At 69.8% G+C, this 16,153-nt stretch carries 17 protein-coding genes; 8 read left to right on the top strand and 9 right to left on the bottom strand.

Annotation, left to right across the window (positions count from 1 at the left end; all coding sequences use genetic code 11):
- Positions 1 to 43 precede the first annotated feature (43 nt).
- Positions 44 to 1,075: a ferrochelatase gene (locus A3CU_RS0107355; RefSeq protein ID WP_027941749.1), complete on the bottom strand. Its 1,032-nt coding sequence runs from the start codon at positions 1,073 to 1,075 to the stop codon at positions 44 to 46.
- 85 nt (positions 1,076 to 1,160) lie between these two features.
- On the opposite strand from A3CU_RS0107355, the gene A3CU_RS0107350 reads away from it, so the two are divergent.
- The 3 genes from A3CU_RS0107350 to A3CU_RS0107340 all read left to right on the top strand — a co-directional run bounded on the left by A3CU_RS0107350 (position 1,161) and on the right by A3CU_RS0107340 (position 3,520).
- Positions 1,161 to 1,736 (top strand): TetR/AcrR family transcriptional regulator, encoded by a 576-nt coding sequence (locus A3CU_RS0107350; protein ID WP_027941748.1) that lies wholly within the window; start codon positions 1,161 to 1,163, stop codon positions 1,734 to 1,736.
- A 50-nt stretch (positions 1,737 to 1,786) separates the two neighbouring features.
- Positions 1,787 to 2,953 carry a Cmx/CmrA family chloramphenicol efflux MFS transporter gene (locus tag A3CU_RS0107345; RefSeq protein ID WP_027941747.1) on the top strand — a complete coding sequence of 389 codons (1,167 nt, stop codon included), beginning with the start codon at positions 1,787 to 1,789 and terminating at the stop codon, positions 2,951 to 2,953.
- A 165-nt stretch (positions 2,954 to 3,118) separates the two neighbouring features.
- Positions 3,119 to 3,520 (top strand): nuclear transport factor 2 family protein, encoded by a 402-nt coding sequence (locus tag A3CU_RS0107340; RefSeq protein WP_027941746.1) that lies wholly within the window; start codon positions 3,119 to 3,121, stop codon positions 3,518 to 3,520.
- A 43-nt stretch (positions 3,521 to 3,563) separates the two neighbouring features.
- On the opposite strand, the gene A3CU_RS0107335 is transcribed toward A3CU_RS0107340, so the two are convergent.
- The 3 genes from A3CU_RS0107335 to fabG all read right to left on the bottom strand — a co-directional run bounded on the left by A3CU_RS0107335 (position 3,564) and on the right by fabG (position 5,521).
- Positions 3,564 to 3,917 carry a hypothetical protein gene (locus tag A3CU_RS0107335; protein WP_027941745.1) on the bottom strand — a complete coding sequence of 118 codons (354 nt, stop codon included), beginning with the start codon at positions 3,915 to 3,917 and terminating at the stop codon, positions 3,564 to 3,566.
- A 66-nt stretch (positions 3,918 to 3,983) separates the two neighbouring features.
- A complete protein-coding gene (fabI, locus tag A3CU_RS0107330; protein ID WP_027941744.1) occupies positions 3,984 to 4,751 on the bottom strand; it encodes an enoyl-ACP reductase FabI in 768 nt (255 codons plus the stop codon).
- A 65-nt stretch (positions 4,752 to 4,816) separates the two neighbouring features.
- The gene (gene fabG / locus A3CU_RS0107325) at positions 4,817 to 5,521 is read right to left on the bottom strand and encodes a beta-ketoacyl-ACP reductase (protein ID WP_027941743.1); all 705 of its coding nucleotides are present in this window, start codon (positions 5,519 to 5,521) and stop codon (positions 4,817 to 4,819) included.
- Positions 5,522 to 5,749: 228 nt separating this feature from the next.
- Here fabG and A3CU_RS0107320 point away from each other — a divergent pair, with 228 nt between their 5' ends.
- From A3CU_RS0107320 to A3CU_RS0107300, 5 genes are all read left to right on the top strand, one after another.
- The gene (locus A3CU_RS0107320) at positions 5,750 to 7,075 is read left to right on the top strand and encodes an MFS transporter (RefSeq protein WP_027941742.1); all 1,326 of its coding nucleotides are present in this window, start codon (positions 5,750 to 5,752) and stop codon (positions 7,073 to 7,075) included.
- 4 nt (positions 7,076 to 7,079) lie between these two features.
- Positions 7,080 to 7,742, top strand: coding sequence for a response regulator transcription factor (locus A3CU_RS0107315; RefSeq protein ID WP_043840743.1), 663 nt, complete (start codon positions 7,080 to 7,082; stop codon positions 7,740 to 7,742).
- A 68-nt stretch (positions 7,743 to 7,810) separates the two neighbouring features.
- Positions 7,811 to 9,172 (top strand): sensor histidine kinase, encoded by a 1,362-nt coding sequence (locus A3CU_RS0107310; RefSeq protein ID WP_027941740.1) that lies wholly within the window; start codon positions 7,811 to 7,813, stop codon positions 9,170 to 9,172.
- On the top strand, positions 9,169 to 10,119 hold the full coding sequence (locus A3CU_RS0107305) for a TAXI family TRAP transporter solute-binding subunit (protein ID WP_043840741.1): 951 nt from the start codon (positions 9,169 to 9,171) through the stop codon (positions 10,117 to 10,119). The genes A3CU_RS0107310 and A3CU_RS0107305 overlap by 4 nt, the downstream gene beginning before the upstream one ends.
- A gap of 105 nt (positions 10,120 to 10,224) precedes the next feature.
- On the top strand, positions 10,225 to 10,698 hold the full coding sequence (locus A3CU_RS0107300) for a tRNA (cytidine(34)-2'-O)-methyltransferase (RefSeq protein ID WP_027941738.1): 474 nt from the start codon (positions 10,225 to 10,227) through the stop codon (positions 10,696 to 10,698).
- Positions 10,699 to 10,794: 96 nt separating this feature from the next.
- Here the strand turns inward: A3CU_RS0107300 and A3CU_RS0107295 are convergent, their stop codons facing one another.
- The 5 genes from A3CU_RS0107295 to A3CU_RS0107275 all read right to left on the bottom strand — a co-directional run bounded on the left by A3CU_RS0107295 (position 10,795) and on the right by A3CU_RS0107275 (position 16,135).
- Positions 10,795 to 11,775, bottom strand: a complete 981-nt coding sequence (locus tag A3CU_RS0107295; RefSeq protein ID WP_027941737.1) for a VWA domain-containing protein — start codon at positions 11,773 to 11,775, stop codon at positions 10,795 to 10,797.
- Positions 11,776 to 11,914: 139 nt separating this feature from the next.
- On the bottom strand, positions 11,915 to 12,859 hold the full coding sequence (locus A3CU_RS0107290) for a DUF58 domain-containing protein (RefSeq protein WP_027941736.1): 945 nt from the start codon (positions 12,857 to 12,859) through the stop codon (positions 11,915 to 11,917).
- A 22-nt stretch (positions 12,860 to 12,881) separates the two neighbouring features.
- Positions 12,882 to 13,949, bottom strand: coding sequence for an AAA family ATPase (locus A3CU_RS0107285; protein WP_027941735.1), 1,068 nt, complete (start codon positions 13,947 to 13,949; stop codon positions 12,882 to 12,884).
- A gap of 637 nt (positions 13,950 to 14,586) precedes the next feature.
- Complete coding sequence (gene mobA / locus A3CU_RS0107280; protein WP_043840740.1) at positions 14,587 to 15,138, bottom strand: molybdenum cofactor guanylyltransferase; 552 nt, start codon at positions 15,136 to 15,138, stop codon at positions 14,587 to 14,589.
- An 82-nt stretch (positions 15,139 to 15,220) separates the two neighbouring features.
- Positions 15,221 to 16,135 (bottom strand): aldo/keto reductase, encoded by a 915-nt coding sequence (locus A3CU_RS0107275; protein WP_245616916.1) that lies wholly within the window; start codon positions 16,133 to 16,135, stop codon positions 15,221 to 15,223.
- Positions 16,136 to 16,153 lie beyond the last annotated feature (18 nt).

Raw genomic sequence — 16,153 nt, 5'->3', positions numbered from 1 at the left:
CCGCCGTCCGAAGGAGGTTATGGAGGACAAACAGTAAGCGCTTTCACCCCCGCCGTTTGACGGGTTCGCAGCAGCCCGGCGCGCACGGCGCACCGTTGACCGTGCACCCGGCCGCCGGGAAGTCCGAGAGCTTCGCGACCGGGGCCCCCATCAGGTGTTCGCGGACGAGTTCGACGACGAGTTCCGCGAAGCGCGGGTCCCCGCCCGCCGTGGGCACTCGGGCGAAACCCAGACCGAGTTCGGCGGCCCGCGCGGCGGCCTCGGTGTCCAGGTCCCAGACGACTTCCAGGTGTTCGGAAACGAACCCCACCGGGCACACCACGACCGCGGTTTCGCCCTGGGCGTGGAGGGCGTCGAGGTGGTCGAGGATGTCCGGTTCCAGCCACGGTATCTGCGGCGGGCCCGAACGTGACTGCCACACCACGTCGTACGCGCCGACCCCGGCCTCGGCGGCGACCAGCCGGGCCGCCTCGGCGATCTGCCGGGAATAGCGCCGCCCGCCTTCCTCCGGCGGCCCGGAGGCCCGGTCGGCGCTCTCCGGCACGGAATGCGCGGTGAACACCGTGCGAGCTCCGGCGAGTTGCGCGTGCGCGTTGCGCAGGCCCTCGGCAAGCGTGCCGACGAACAGCGGGTGGTCGAAGAACTGGCGCAGCTTCACCAGTTCCGGCGCGCCCTCGCCGACGGCCGCGCGCGCCCGTTCGATGTCCTCGTCGTACTGCCGGCAGGCCGAGTATCCGCCGTACGCGCTGGTGGGGAACACCAGCGCCCGCCGCACGCCGTCGGCCGCCATGCGGGCGAGGGTGTCTTCGACCATCGGATGCCAGTTGCGGTTACCGAAGTACACCGGCAGTTCGATGCCCTGCGCGGCAAGCTCCTTCTCGACCGCGGTGATGGCCTCGCGGTTGAGCCGGTTGATCGGCGAAACACCCCCGAAGTGCTGGTAGTGCTCGGCGACCTCGGCCAGCCGTTCCGGGGGCACGCCCCGCCCCCGCGTCACGTTCTCCAGGAAGGGCAGCACGTCGTCCGGCCCTTCCGGGCCTCCGAACGACAGCCACAACAGCGCGTCGTAACTCACCCGGTCCATCTTGCCGCCCTGGCCCAGTCGCGGCGCTCCGGCCCCGTTTTGAATCGGTCAGTCCAAAACGTGTTACGGTGTCGTCATGGCACGCCCCCGGAAGTTCGACGAGCACACCGCGATCGAGCGGGCGATGCAGGCGTTCTGGTCCGGCGGCTACGAGGGCACTTCGACCGAAACGCTGTGCGAGGCGACCGGCCTGGGGCGCAGCAGCATCTACAACACCTTCACCAGCAAGCACGAGCTGTTCCGCAAGTCACTGCGGCACTACGCCGAGGTGACGGCCGAGACGCGAGCCGACCTGCTGGACACGCCGGAGCCGGTTCGTGACCGAGTTCGCCGGTTACTCCGGTCGATCATCGACGACGAGCTCTCACACGACCGTCGCGGCTGCCTGGCCGTCAACACGGTGATGGAGTTCGGGCGGACGGACCCGGAAATCGCCGCCGTCATCAGGCGGGACAGCGCCCGGTTCGTCGATGATCTCCGTGCCCTGTTCGAACAAGCCCAGCGAGACGGCGAGATCGAGCGCAACCGCGATCCGGTCGCGCTCGCCCGGTTCCTGCACAGCACGATCGGCGGTCTTCGTGTCCAGGCACGGCAGGGACTGAGCCGGGCGGCGCTGGAGAGCATCGCCGACGTCGCACTGACCGCGCTGTAGTTCCTTTTTTACGCGAATTTTGAACTGACCATTCCAAAACGGGAGATCCTATGCCCCTGACGGTGTACGTGCTGGGACTGAGCATCTTCGCGCTCGGCACGTCCGAGTTCATGCTTTCCGGCCTGCTCCCGCCGATCGCGGCCGACCTCGGCGTCAGCATCCCCGACGCGGGCCTGCTGATTTCGGCCTACGCCTTCGGCATGCTGTTCGGCGCCCCATTGTTGGCGATCGCGACACACCGCTTGCCGCGCAAGACGACACTGCTGGGCACGCTCGCGGTCTTCGCCGCCAGCCACGCCGTGTCCGCGCTGGCCCCGAGCTACGGGCTGCTCTTCGGCTCCCGGGTGATCGCGGCCGTGGCCAACGCCGGTTTCTGGGCGGCGGCGGCCGCCACCACGCTCGCCGTCGTGCCCGCCGGCCGGCGAGGCCGGGCCATGGCGATCGTCACCGGCGGGCTGACCGTGGCCACCGTGCTCGGCGTGCCCGCGGGCACCTTCCTCGGCCAGCACGCCGGGTGGCGCGCGGCCTTCTGGGCCGTCGGTGCCCTCTCCGCGCTCGCCTTCGTCGCGGTGGTAACGCTGGTCCCGGCCGTCCCCGGCTCGAGCGAACGCGCCGGCCTGCGCACCGAGTTGAGCGCCTACCGTTCACCGCGGCTGTGGCTGGCACTGGCCATCATCGCCATCATCACCGCCGCGAGCACCGTAGTCTTCGCGTACCTGTCGCCCCTGCTGACCAGGAGCATCGGGCTGCCCGAGGAGTGGGTACCCGCCGTGCTCGCCCTCTACGGCGTGGGAGCCCTGATCGGCATCACGACCGGCGGGCGTTTCGCCGACCGGCACGCGATCGGCACGATCGCCTCGGGTGCGCTGCTCGCCCTGGCCGCGCTGGCGGTGCTCGCCACCGCACCGTCAATCCCGGTCGCGGTGGTGGCGGCGATCCTGCTCGGCTTCGGCGGTTTCGCCGTCAATCCCGCGCTCAACACCCGGGTGTTCGCCCTCGCCGAAGCCGCCCCGTCACTCGCCGGGGCCAGCACCACGTCGGCCTTCAACGTCGGCATCGTCACGGCGCCGTGGGCGGGCGGCCTGGCGATCGACGCGGGCCTGGGCTACCTCAGCGTCACCTGGCTCGGCATCGGCTTCGCGGTGCTGGCGCTCGGCGCGACCGCGTGGGCCGCTCTGCTCGAACGCCGCCCGGTACCGGCGCTCGCCACAGTTTGAACATGCCGGAACACCATTCAAAACGCGAGACCGGAACCTGTGGTGACACACAACGACGCTGCACGTGGGCGGGGAGGCAGGCCGCCACTGTGACCCACCGGCAGCCGAAAACGGATGTCACGGGTCCGGCTACCCGCACACGTTCTGAACAAGAAGGAGGAAGAAATGTCAGCAACGACAAGGGAAACCGTCGACGCACTTTTCTCCCGGATCGCCGCGGACGATTTCGCGGGCGCGGGCGAACTCTTCGCCGACGAAGTGGACTGGGACATCCCCGGCGCCACCGAGATCGTGCCCTGGATCGGCCGCCGCCGGACCGGCGTCGAAGCCGGCGAGTTCTATGCCGGCCTCGACGACTACCTCGAACGCGACGTTTTCGAAGTGGAACGGATCTTCGTCGACGGTGACGAAGCCGTGGCCGTCGGCCACCTGCGCTCGATCGTGCGCGCCACCGGCGGGGTGATCGAAACCCCGTTCGCCATCCGGATGACCGTCAACGCCGGACGTATCACGCGGTACCTCATCCTCGAAGACAGCTACCAGGTGGCCGCCGCGGCCGGAAGATAAGGGACAGCCCAGGGAGCTTCGGCCGGCGGTCAGCAGCGGTGCGCTACTGGCCGCCGGCGTTGTCTCCCTGCTCGCTCAGGATCCTGTTCAGCAGGCCGACGATCTGCTGCTGCCCGGCCGCGGCCGCGTCAAACTTGCCGCGTATTTCGGTGAACCCGTCTGCTGTACTCCGCCTGAGATCGGCCAAGTCCTCGCGCATCGCGTTGAAACTGGACGTCGTGGCCTGCCGGAAATCCCGGATCTCGCCGCGAATCTCCGTGACGTCACGATCGGCTCCACCGGCCAGAACCCGCGCGGCCGCGGCGTCCTGTTCGTTGTGACGCACCCGGTCACTCAGGTCACGGAACTGCGACTCCAGCGCGGATACGCGCGCCTCGAACTCTTCCGGTGAAGCCATGGAGGCAGGTTAGCCGACAACTCGAAAACCGGTCGAATTCGAGCCGCTCCCGAGCGCGGTGCACCGCTACAGGCCCAGGGCGTGGACGCCGCCGTCGACCCAGATCATCGAGCCGGTGGTGGCGGGCAACCAGTCGGAGAGCACAGCACAGATCGTCTTGGCGACCGGCGTCGCGTCCTCGGCCTTCCAGCCGAGCGGGGCGCGGGAATCCCAGCCGCCTTCGAGTTCGCCGAAGCCGGGGATCGACTTGGCCGCCATGGTCTTCACCGGGCCGGCCGCGACCAGGTTGACCCGGATGTCGTGCGGCCCGAGCTCACGCGCCAGGTACCGGTTGACCGACTCCAGCGCGGCCTTCGCCACCCCCATCCAGTTGTAGGCCGGCCACGCCACCCGGGCGTCGAAATCCAGGCCCACGATGGAAGAACCGGGGGTGAGCAACGGCAACGCGGCGACGGCGAGCGACTTGAACGAGTAGGCCGACACCTCGAGCGCGACCGTCACGTCGTCCTTCGGCGCGTCCAGGAACGGCGCGCCCAGGCAGGTTTGCGGTGCGAACGCGATCGCGTGCAGCACCCCGTCCAGCCCGTCCACGTGCTCGCGGACCCGGTCGGCGAGGGTGTCCAGGTGCTCGGGGTTCTGCACGTCCAACTCGACCACCGGCGCCGGCTCGGGCAGGCGCTTGGCGATGCGCTCCACCAGCGACAGCCGACCGAAGCCGGTCAACACCACCTTCGCCCCTTGTTCCTGCGCCACCTTCGCCGCGTGGAACGCGATCGAGGCGTCGGTGATCACGCCAGTGATGAGCAGGCGCTTGCCTTCGAGCAGTCCGGGCACGCTAGTCCTTTCGATAGTCGAACAACTGTAGGTAGGCGGAAAACGCGGCGACGAGGCGCGCCTGGTCAGTGCCCCATGCCGAGGCCGCCGTCGACCGGCAGCACCGCCCCGTTGATGTAGCCCGCTTCGTCCGAGGCGAGGAACCGCACCGCGGACGCGATGTCCGCGGTCTCGCCGTAGCGGCCGGCGGGGATCTGGGCGAGCGCCGAGGCACGCTGGTCCTCGGTCAGCGCGTTGGTCATGTCCGTGACGATGAACCCGGGCGCGATCACGTTCGCGGTGATGTTGCGTGAGCCCAGCTCGCGGGTCAGCGACCGGGCGAGCCCGACCAGACCGGCCTTGCTCGCCGCGTAGTTGACCTGTCCCGCGCCGCCGGAGAGCCCGACGACCGAGGAGAGGAAGATGAACCGGCCCCACTTCGCCCGCAGCATCCCGCGCGAGGCCCGCTTGGCGACGCGGTAGGCACCGGTCAGGTTCGCGTCGATGACCCGCGTGAACTGTTCCTCGCTCATCCGCATGAGCAGCGTGTCGTCGGTGATGCCGGCGTTGGACACGAGCACCTCGACCGGCCCCTGATGCTCTTCGACCTGCTTGAATGCGGCCTCGATCTGTTCCGAGTCCGTGACATCCGCCTCGACCCCGAACAGCCCTTCGGGCGCCCCCGAGCCGCGGTGCGTCACGGCCACCTTGTGCCCGTGCCCGGCAAGCCCCTGGGCGATCGCCAGTCCGATACCGCGATTGCCGCCGGTGACCAGAACCGACCGTCCCACCTCGTTCTCCTCACGCTCGATTCCTGTGGCATATGAGGGTGCCCCGACCGGAGCGAATCCCCTCCATGTTGCCCGCTGAGGTTAACCGCTGGCCGGGGGCCCAGCATCACCCACGCCGCTACCGGGGAGTAATCGTCCTAAGGGAGTGTTAGGGCTGCCCCGGCAGGCTTGCCCGCGCGCGGGGCGATCACCGAACGTGATTGCGTTCCGGAGACAAAGGAGTCCGCAATGACGTCGCCAACCGCCGTCCCACCGAAACGGCGTGTGATCAGCAACATCCTCCGTGGCTCGGTCGGCAACCTGATCGAGTGGTACGACTGGTACGCCTACACCGCGTTCAGCGTCTACTTCGCCGCCACGTTCTTCCCCAAGGGTGACTCGACCGCCCAGCTGCTCAACACCGCGGGCGTGTTCGCGGTCGGCTTCCTGATGCGGCCGATCGGTGGCTGGCTTCTCGGCTGGTACGCCGACCGTTACGGCCGGCGTTCCGCGCTGACGCTTTCGGTCACGGTGATGGCCGCCGGGTCCCTGTTGATCGCACTCACCCCGGGATACCGCTCGATCGGCATCGCCGCGCCGATCCTGCTGGTAGTCGCGCGCCTGTTGCAGGGCATCTCCGTCGGCGGGGAGTATTCGACGTCGGCGACCTACATGTCCGAAGTGGCCACCCACACGCGTCGCGGCTACTACTCGAGCTATCAGTACGTCACGCTGATCGCCGGCCAGCTGGTCGCACTCGCCGTGCAGATCGTGCTGCAGCAGGTGCTCACCGCCGCCCAGCTCGAAAGCTGGGGCTGGCGGATCGCCTTCGGCATCGGCGCGCTCGGCGCCCTGATCGTGCTGTACCTGCGGCGGGGCATGGACGAATCGGCGAGTTTCGAGAACATGAAGAGGGACCGCACCGAGCGTGCCTCCGCCGGCACCCTGCGCGAGCTGATGCGCCATCCCCGTGAAGTGGCCCTCGTGATCGGCCTGACCATGGGCGGCACGCTGTTCTTCTACACCTACACCACGTACCTGCAGAAGTTCATGGTCAACACCAGCGGGATCAGCAAACCGACCGCGGCGTGGATCAACTTCTTCGCGCTGTTGCTGTTCGTGGTCTTCCAGCCACTTCTCGGCGCGCTGTCCGACCGGATCGGCCGCCGGCCTCTGCTGATCGGCTTCGGGGTGCTCGGCACGCTGGTCACGGTGCCCTCGCTGACTCTGCTGGCGAACACCAAGGACCCGGTCTTCGCCTTCGTCCTGATGACCGTCCCACTGGCGATCAGCGCGGGCTACACCTCGATCAGCGCGGTGGTGAAGGCGGAACTGTTCCCGACCAACATCCGCGCGCTCGGCGTCGGCCTGCCCTACTCGCTGGCCGTGGCCATCTTCGGCGGCACCGCCGAGTACATCGCGCTGTGGTTCAAGCAGGCCGGGCACGAGTCCTGGTTCTTCTACTACGTGACCATCGTCGTGTTCATTTCACTGATCGTCTATATCCGGATGCGGGACACCGCGAAGGATTCCCGGATGACGGAGGTCGCTCCGGCACCCGCGACCACAAGCTAAATTCATGGCCGTGCGCGTGCTGCTTGTCGAAGACGACGACGGGGTCGCCGAGGCCCTGCTCGACTCGCTGGGCGCGCACGGCCATCGCCTGGTCCGTGTTCGGCGCGGCACCGACGCGCTCATCGCCCATCGGGAGGCCGACCTGGCGCTGCTCGATCTCGGGCTGCCCGATCTCGACGGTCTCGAGGTTCTCCGGAAGCTCCGGGCGGTCTCCGCGCTGCCGGTCATCGTGCTGACCGCCCGCGGTGACGAACGCTCCGTGGTTCGCGGCCTGCGGCTGGGTGCCGACGACTATCTGGTGAAACCCGTGCGCCTGCGGGAGCTGTTGGCCCGGATCGACGCGGTGACCCGCCGGGCCGCGGCCGGGCCGCCGGATCCGCGCACGGTGATGGTCGGGGACATCCAGATCGAGCTCGACGGGCGGCGAGTCCTGGTGGGCGGCGACGAGGTGAGCCTGACCGCCAAGGAGTTCGCCGTGCTCGCCGCGCTCGCCAAGCGGGCGGGCACGGCGGTCAGCCGCCAGCAACTGATGGACGAGGTGTGGGGTGACGCCTACCTCGCGGTGTCCCGGTCGCTGGACGTGCACCTCACGCAGTTGCGCGCCAAGCTGCACCGCCCGGAACTGCTGACCACGATCCGCGGCTTCGGCTACCGCCTGGGCAATTAGATGGTGTTTCAAAGCGGCGGAGCCGCTTGCGGTGGGCCGTCACGCAAACCACGTCGAAAGAGTCTCTAGTGCGCGCCCGGGTACTGGCGGTCCTGTTCGCCTTCGTGGTCCTGGCAACGGCCGGGTTCGCGGTCCCGCTGCTGACGGTCACCGCCAACGAACGCACCCAGCAGCTCATGCTGGCGCGGGGCGGCGACCTGGACCGGTTCGCCGCGCTCACCGACCAAGCCGTCACGACGGGCGATCCGGACACCCTGATCGCCGAGGCCACCCGGTACACCGAGTTGTACGGCGAGCCGATCGTCGTGGTGACCGCCCGGCGTGCGCCGATGGTGGCCACCGGGGGAATGACCGCGACCGACCCGGCTGTGTCCGCGCTGATCGACACCGCATTGCGAAACCAGCAGACTCGCCCGGCGGGGACGGTGCGGCCGTGGTCGTCCGCTCCGGTCCTGCTCGCACGTCCCGCCGGCGCGGGCACCCGGGTCTCGGGCGCGGTCGTGCTGCGGGCATCGGTCGTGGTGGCGGCGGCCGACGTCGCCAGCCGGTGGACGGCCGTGCTCGCGGGGACCGCCCTGTTCACGTTGGCCTGCATCGCGCTCGCCCTGACCGCCACTCGGTGGCTGCTCGGCCCGCTGCGCCGCCTGGACCACGCCGTCGGCCGGCTGACCGCGGGCCTGCCACCCGGACGTCCACGCCTGGCCGGGCCGCCCGAACTGCGCAAGCTCACCGCCGGTTTCAACCGGATGTCGGACGCCGTGACCTCGGCCTTGGAGCAGCAACGCCGCCTGGTCGCCGACACCTCACACCAGATGCGCAATCCGATGACCGCCCTACGACTGCGTATCGACGCGTTGGAACCGCATCTGCCGGCCTCGGCGGGACGCACCTACACCGGTGCGGTGGGTGAGCTGGAGCGCATGGAGAAACTCCTCGACGACCTGCTCACCCTGGCCAGCGTGGAACATCACGCGGGCGAACTCGCCGCGGCGGGCACCGGCGGCGCTGCCTGCGACGTCACCGCGGTCGGGGCCGCCCAGGTGCAGCTGTGGCAGCCGGTCGCCGAGCGGGCCGGGATCGAACTCGTCCACAGTGGACAACCAGGAACCGTTTCGGCAACCGAGGCCGAAGTCTCCCAGGTGCTGGACGTGTTGCTGGACAACGCCATCAAGTATGCGGGCTCGGGCGCCCGCGTCGAAGTGATCACGCGTCCCGGGCTCGTCGAAGTGCGGGACAACGGTCCCGGGCTCACCGAAGCCGAACTCGGCCAGGCACAGACCCGGTTCTGGCGTGCGACGCACCATCGAGACCTGCCCGGCACCGGGCTCGGCCTGGCCATCGCGGAACGCCTGGCCGGCGGGCGCGGCGGGCGGATCGAACTGGCGGCCGTCACCCCGCACGGGCTGTCGGTCCGGGTGGAGCTGCCGTGATCCGGCGACGAACCCTGCTGCTCGCCGGGCTGACCGCCAGCGCGGGCCTGGTGGGCAGCGCGCCGCTTAGCGACGCGGGTCCCGTCGGCCAGGTGCGCATCGCGACCGGTGAGCAAACCGCCTTCTACCTGGCATTCGGCCAGTTACTCGCCACGGAACTCCAGGCCGCGTATCCGCGTCTGCGGTGCATCGCGCTGCCGACGGAAGCGAGCGTGGCCAACCTGACCATGCTCGACAAGGGGGAAGCCGAGCTTGCCCTGACGCTGGCCGACATCGCCGAAGACGCGCTCACCGGGAATACTCCCTTCTCCCGGCCCGTCGCGCTGCGCGCGCTTGGCCGGGTGTACGAGAACTACCTCCAACTGGCCGTGCGCGCCGATTCGACGATCACCTCCGTGCCGCAACTGGCCGGCCGGACGATCTCGCTGAGCGCGCCGGGATCCGGTGCCGCGGCGATGGGCTCGCGGCTGATGAGCGCGGCCGGGCTGACCGACGTGCGCATATTGCACCTGTCGATGGCGGAGGCGCACGACGCCCTTTCAGCGCGGACAATCGACGCGATGCTCGTCTCCGGGGGCGTACCACTGCCGATTTTGTCCACATTAGACGACGAGATCGGGATCCGGATCCTGCCGCTTTCGCCGTTCCTCCCAGCGATGCGGCGCGCCGGCCAGACCGCGTACGAGTCGGTTCTCCTTCCCCCGGGCGCGTACCGCGGCGGATCCGAAGTGGACACGATCGGCAGCGCGAACCTGCTGGTGTGCCGCCCGGACCTGGCCGAGGACGTGGCCGCCGCGGTGACCAGGGTGCTGGCCCAGCGGGCCGGCGACCTGGTGCCCGCGCAGGCGGTCGGGACGCAGTTCCTCGACGTGCGCTCGCTCATCAGCACCGGTGCCGTCCCCCTCCACCCCGGTGCCGTCACCGCTTACCGTAGCCTCCACGGCTAGTGACCGCGTTGAAGTGGCTTGCGTGGCGGTGCGGGTAGCGGAGCCGGCTGGCGGCGCAGGGCAAGCGGCTGACGCCGCTTAGGAAACACGACTGGAGTGGACCCGATGTTCCGCATTCTGTTCTACCAGCCGGAAATTCCGCCGAACACGGGAAACGCGATCCGGCTGGCCGCCAACACCGGCTCGCAACTGCATCTGGTCGAGCCGCTCGGGTTCGCCTTCGAGGACAAGCACCTGCGCCGTGCCGGCCTCGACTACCACGACCTGGCCTACGTCCGGGTGCACCCCGATCTCGACGCGGCCTGGAAGTCCCTGCTGCCGGCGAACGTCTACGCGTTCAGCGCAAGCGCCACCCGCTGCTACACGGACGTGGCCTACCAGCCCGGCGACGTGCTCTTCTTCGGGCCGGAGTCGGTCGGGCTGCCGCCCGAGATCCAGTTGCTGCCCCAGGTGACCGACCGCCTGCGGGTGCCGATGATGCCCGGCTCCCGGTCCATCAACCTGGCCAACACCGCCGCCATCGCGGTCTACGAGGCGTGGCGCCAGCACGGCTTCTCCGCGCCTCCCGATACCCACTGAAACCACAGGTTGCGTTTGAAAGCGGCGAAGCCGCTTGCTGTGGGCTGGCAACTCGCACCGCCGCCCGCACCGCCACGCAAACCACCACAAAGGAAATTACGGCAGGCGCTGGCCCAGGAAGAGGGAGGTGCCGGCCGCCGCGATGAGCGACAGCGTGCCCAGCATCACCCACGGCCGGCTGGCGTCGGACTGCTTCGTCTCGTAGCCGATCTGCTCGCCGAGATCGGCGTAGACCTGCTTGAGCTGCTCGGCCGTGCCCGCCCGGTAGAACTCTCCGCCGGAGAGCCGGGCGACCTCCTGCAGCGATCCGTCGTCCACGTCCACCGGAACCTGCCTGCCGTCGATGATGACGGTTCCGTGGTCGGTGCCGAAGGAGATCGTGGAGATCGGCACGCTCTCCTTCTTGGCCTCCTGGGCTGCGGTGAACGCGCCTCGCGAGGCGTACAGGTCGTCCGGGACGGTCTGCTTCCCGTCGCTCATCAGCACGATCCGGGCCGGCGGCGGCCCTTCCACTCCCCCGACCACCGCCGAGAACCCCTGGACCGCGTTCAGCGCGGCGAAGATCCCCTCGCCGGTCGCGGTGGACTGGGCGAGCTTGAGGTTTCCGATCGCGTTGATCACGGGCTGCCGCTCGGTGGTCGGCTGTTGCATCACGGTGGCGGTGCCGGCGAAGGACACCAGGCCGAGGTTGATGCCCGGGGTGAGGCCCTTGGCGAAGGCCGTCGCCGCGTCCTGGGCCGCCTTGATGCGGCTCGGCTGCACGTCGGTGGCCTCCATGGACAGCGACACGTCGATCACCAGCATCACGGTCGCCCGATTGCGCGGCACCTTCGCCTCGGCTGTCGGCCCGGCGAGGCCGACGGTCAGCAGCAACAGCGCGACGATGATCAACGCCGCCGGCACGTGCCGCGGCCAGCCCTGTGACCGCGGCGCGATCCGGTCCAGCAGTTCGAGATTGGTGAACCGCAGGGTGCGCCGGCGCCGCGCCCGCTGAGCCAGCACGTAGCCCGCCACCACCGCGGCGACCACTAGCAACAGCAGGAACCACAGGGGCGCGGTGAACCCGCTTAGGCTCATGTTGTTTCCCCCGCAGGTAATGCGTTGTGGTGACGGTGATCGCCGCGGCTCAACAGAGCGCTACTCATGCCGGATCTCCCGCGAGTTCGCTCGCAACCGCGATCGCGCCGCGGCGGGGTCCATGGGGTTCGCCGGGCGGTCATGCGGCACCCCCGGACCAGCGTCGCTTGCGGGCCACCACGAACCGCACGGTGTCGGCGATCCAGTCCGAGTCCGTGCGCAGCGTCAAATGCGCGGCGCCCGACGACCGCAGTGCCCGGGCCACCTCGTCGCGGTGTGCCCGCGCCGCCGCCGCGAACTCCCGCCGCAGCAGCGCGGAGGTGCGCACCTCGCGCTGCTTGCCGCTTTCCGGATCGGCCAGCACGATGGTGCCCACCTCCGGCAGGTCGACGTCCCGCGGATCGAGCACCTCGACGCCGATCAGCTCGTGCCGGGCCGACAGCGCGCGCAGCGACCGCTCCCAGTCCGTCGCGCCGAGGAAGTCCGACACCACGACCACCAGGCCACGGCGCCGCGGCGGCCGGCGCAACTGCTCGATCACCGCGCCGAGATCACCCCGGGTGCCCTCGCCCGCCCTGGGCAGCTCGGCGATCTTGCGCAGCAGGCTCCGCGCGTGTGCCTGGCCGCCCCGCGCCGGAATGCGCAGGGTTTCGGCACCGTTGGACACCACCGCACCCAGCCGGTTGCCGCCGCCTCTGGTGAGGTAGGCGATCGCCGCGACCGCGCTCACCACCAGATCGCGCTTCTCGCACAGCGCGGTGCCGAAGTCCAGGCTCGCCGACAGGTCCACGGCCAACCAGGTCTCGAGTTCGCGGTCGGCCACGGTTTCCCGGATGTGCGCGACCGTCGTGCGTGCCGTGACCGCCCAGTCCATCCGCCGGACGTCGTCGCCCGGCTGGTACGGCCGAGCCTCGCCGGGTTCCGAGCCAGGGCCGGGCACCAGCCCGAGATGATTGCCCTGCAGCAGCCCGTCCAGCCGGCGGCGCACCTGGAGCTCCAGCGTGCGCAGCCCGGCTTCGAGCCGTTCCCCACGCAACACCGGCGGCGCCCACGGCGGTCGTTCTTCGCTGCCTGTCACTGCCATTGGTCCACCACCGGTCGCTCGCTCACCTGCCCGACGCCCGGATCGGCACCGGCTGGCCGGCGCCGCCCTGGGGCCGGGCGGAAACCTGCGGCAGCGGCACGGTCTGCAGGACCCGGTTGACGATGTGGTCCAGCGGCACGGCGTCGGCCAACGCGTCGTAGGAGAGCACGAGCCGGTGACGCAGCACGTCCGGCACCACATCCACGACATCTTGCGGCAGCACGTAGTCACGGCCACGTACCAGAGCCAGGGCCCGGGCGGCGGCGATGATGCCGAGGCTCGCCCGGGGCGACGCGCCGTAGGAGACCCAGTTCGCCACGTCGGCCAGCCCGTGCTCGGCCGGGGTGCGGGTCGTCAGCACCAGCCGCACCACGTAGTCGACGAGCGCGTGGTGCACGAACACCTTCGACGCGACCCCTTGCAGCCGGACGAGTTCGGCCGGGCTGAGCACCTCGTGCGGCTCGGGCGGGGTGACCCCCATCCGGTAGATGATCTCGCGCTCTTCCTCGGCGCTCGGGTAGTCGACGATGATCTTGAACAGGAACCGGTCGCGCTGCGCCTCCGGCAACGGGTAGACGCCCTCGTTCTCGATCGGGTTCTGGGTGGCCAGCACCAGGAACGGGTCGGGCATCGGGTAGGTCTTGCCGCCGATCGACACGTGCCGCTCGGCCATCACCTCGAGCATCGCCGACTGCACCTTGGCCGGAGCGCGGTTGATCTCGTCGGCCAGCACGAAGTTCGCCACCACCGGCCCGAGCTCGACGTCGAACCGCTCGCTGCCCTGCCGGTAGATGCGGGTGCCGAGGATGTCGGCGGGCACCAGGTCGGGGGTGAACTGCACGCGGGAGAACGACCCGCCGACCACGCGCGCGAAGGTCTCCACGGCCAGCGTCTTAGCCACACCGGGCACGCCCTCCAGCAACAGGTGCCCTCTGGCCAGCAACCCGACCAGCAATCGCTCGACCAAGCGGTCCTGGCCGACGATGACGCGCTTGACCTCGAGCACGGTCCGCTCCAGCACCTGCGCGTCCCGTGCCGGGGTAGCGGCCTGCTGGCCATTGGGGCCGTCGGGGTAGCCCGACTCGGTCACGGTTCCTCCCTCACTCGCCATGCCTGTGCGACTGCCTCCTGCGACCGTACCGATAGTCAACCGTCCGGCCGGTGTGAGGGCTGTGAGCTGCGTTCGCGCCCGGACGCGGTCTGTCCACATCGGCACGTTCGCCGCACAGCCGGGCGCGGATTCAGAGTCGAAACCGCCGGAGGTAATCTCCTTCAAGCCGTCGAACGAAGGTCCGGCCTGTCTCCCGCGCTAGTGGTCAACCGCCGGAACGTGTAGCGTCCAGACGAGCAGGTTCGCGCCGCGCTTCCGACCACGGGCCACAAGGAGCCTTGACGACGCTGTCCGTCCTGCGATCAAGCCTGGGACCGAAGCAGCGAGCCGATACGCTGGGCGCTGCCGGTCGGCCCCCCGCATGTTTCTCCGCCGGCGGCGGTTGTTCCGCTGGTCGATCACCGAGGAGTTCCTCTGTTCCGCACGGATACACCTTCCCGCAACACCCCGGCACCGGTCTCTCCGATGCTGTTCAGCCATCCCTCGACCCCACCGGCCGGCGACGACATGTCCGATGCCGACCTGCGCCACGCCCGCGACATTCGTTTTTCGGCCCCGGCTACGGCCACGTCGCCAGTGCGGCGCCGATAAGCGACAGCACACCCACCGCCGGCACCTACAGCCGTCCAGCGTGACGCTCGAGGTCCGCGGGTGTGTCCACATCAGCGCTCTCGCCGGGTGCCTCGCCGACCGTGACGGTCGACAGCCCGCCCAGTAGTTTCCGCATCGACACGCCGCCAGGTGAGGACGGCAGGGCCGCGCGCAGGCGTGCGGTGCGCCAGGCCCCGATGAGCCACTGTCGTTTTCCGTCCGCATCCACGAGTACCGCGCCGTCCGCGGCACCGAGCGCGGCCACCAGCTTGTCCACAGTGGACGGGCGCAGCCCGGGCAGGTCGGCCGCCAGCACCACGACCAGGTCCTTGCCCGGCGGCACCAGTGCGAGTCCCGCGGCGAGCCCGGCCACCGGCCCGCCACCCGGCGGCTCCTCCCGCGTCCAGGTCACCGGGGGCAGCCCGGCCCGCCGCGGGCCGACCACGATCACCGGTGAGACGCCGCGGAGCGCGCTGATCGCCCGGCGCAGCAACGGCATGCCGCCGACCTCCAGCATCGGCTTGTCCACCCCGGACATCCGCCGCGCCGCTCCACCCGCGAGCACGATTCCCGCCATCTGGTTGCGCACGTCCCGAGTCTCGCACGCCGCCGGGAGGAGATCAGGACGTCGCGCTGGAACCGGCTCCGGGGCGTGGTGGTCATGGCTTCCGCCCCAGCCGGGCCCGGCGGTTACCGTAGACCGCGTCTTGCACGTGCTCGTCCGCCAGGAAGGCGCCGGGAAAGCCGAGATCGACGGCGCTCACCTGATCCAGCGTCCGGAGTTGGCCTGCCGACAGCTCCAGGTCGAGAGCGCCGAGGTTCTCCCGCATCTGCTGCCCTCTGCTGGCACCGACGATCGGGATCACCGCACCGGGCCGCGACCGCAACCAAGCGAGTGCGACCTGGCTCGACGTAGCCCCGATCTCGCCGGCAATGGTGCCGACAGCGCTGGCGATGGGATCGTCGCCACGGGCAAGCCGGCCGCCGCCCAGCGGGGACCATGCCGTTATCGCCAGGCCGAACCGCGCCGCCATCGGGACCAGTTCCCGCTCCACGGTCCGCTCGGCCAGCGAGTACGGCACCTGGATGCCGGCGAAGGCGGTCCACCCGCGAAGCGTGGCCACGGTGTTGGCCTGAGCGATCTCCCAGGCATGCCAGTCGGAGACGCCGAGATACAAGACCTTCCCGGCCCGAACCTGGTCGTCCAAGGCCCGCATGGTCTCCTCGACCGGTGTGAGCACGTCGCGGGCGTGTACCCAGTAGATGTCGACGTAGTCGGTACCGAGGCGTCGCAGGGACGACTCCAGAGCACCGACGAGGTTCTTGCGGTGACTACCGGCGGAGTTCACATCGTCGGCACGTCGCTGCAGCGTGTACTTCGTGCCGATGACGAATCGCTCCCGATCGGCACCCACCAGCTCACGCGTCAGCACCTCGGCCTCGCCATACGCATCCGCGGTGTCGATGAAGTTGCCGCCCGCTTCGGCGAACGCCTCGAAGATCGCCCGGCTCTCGGAGGTTGGCCCGGTCTCGTCGCGGGGCATCCGCATGGTGCCAAGAGCGAACTCGGACACCCGCAAACCACTGCTACC

This window comes from Amycolatopsis taiwanensis DSM 45107 (genome assembly GCF_000519205.1).
Classification (GTDB): domain Bacteria; phylum Actinomycetota; class Actinomycetes; order Mycobacteriales; family Pseudonocardiaceae; genus Amycolatopsis_E; species Amycolatopsis_E taiwanensis.
The sequence above is the reverse complement of the archived record's forward strand: the minus strand, read 5'-3'. Positions and strand labels throughout refer to the sequence as shown.

Excerpts from the sequence above, each read along its gene's own strand:
- A3CU_RS0107335 (WP_027941745.1), bottom strand. The coding sequence starts at position 3,917 with ATGGCTTCACCGGAAGAGTTCGAGGCGCGCGTATCCGCGCTGGAGTCG.
- A3CU_RS0107350 (WP_027941748.1), top strand. The coding sequence starts at position 1,161 with ATGGCACGCCCCCGGAAGTTCGACGAGCACACCGCGATCGAGCGGGCG.
- A3CU_RS0107340 (WP_027941746.1), top strand. The coding sequence starts at position 3,119 with ATGTCAGCAACGACAAGGGAAACCGTCGACGCACTTTTCTCCCGGATC.
- A3CU_RS0107300 (WP_027941738.1), top strand. The coding sequence starts at position 10,225 with ATGTTCCGCATTCTGTTCTACCAGCCGGAAATTCCGCCGAACACGGGA.
- A3CU_RS0107290 (WP_027941736.1), bottom strand. The coding sequence starts at position 12,859 with ATGGCAGTGACAGGCAGCGAAGAACGACCGCCGTGGGCGCCGCCGGTG.
- A3CU_RS0107295 (WP_027941737.1), bottom strand. The coding sequence starts at position 11,775 with ATGAGCCTAAGCGGGTTCACCGCGCCCCTGTGGTTCCTGCTGTTGCTA.
- mobA (WP_043840740.1), bottom strand. The coding sequence starts at position 15,138 with ATGGCGGGAATCGTGCTCGCGGGTGGAGCGGCGCGGCGGATGTCCGGG.
- A3CU_RS0107345 (WP_027941747.1), top strand. The coding sequence starts at position 1,787 with ATGCCCCTGACGGTGTACGTGCTGGGACTGAGCATCTTCGCGCTCGGC.
- A3CU_RS0107320 (WP_027941742.1), top strand. The coding sequence starts at position 5,750 with ATGACGTCGCCAACCGCCGTCCCACCGAAACGGCGTGTGATCAGCAAC.
- A3CU_RS0107315 (WP_043840743.1), top strand. The coding sequence starts at position 7,080 with ATGGCCGTGCGCGTGCTGCTTGTCGAAGACGACGACGGGGTCGCCGAG.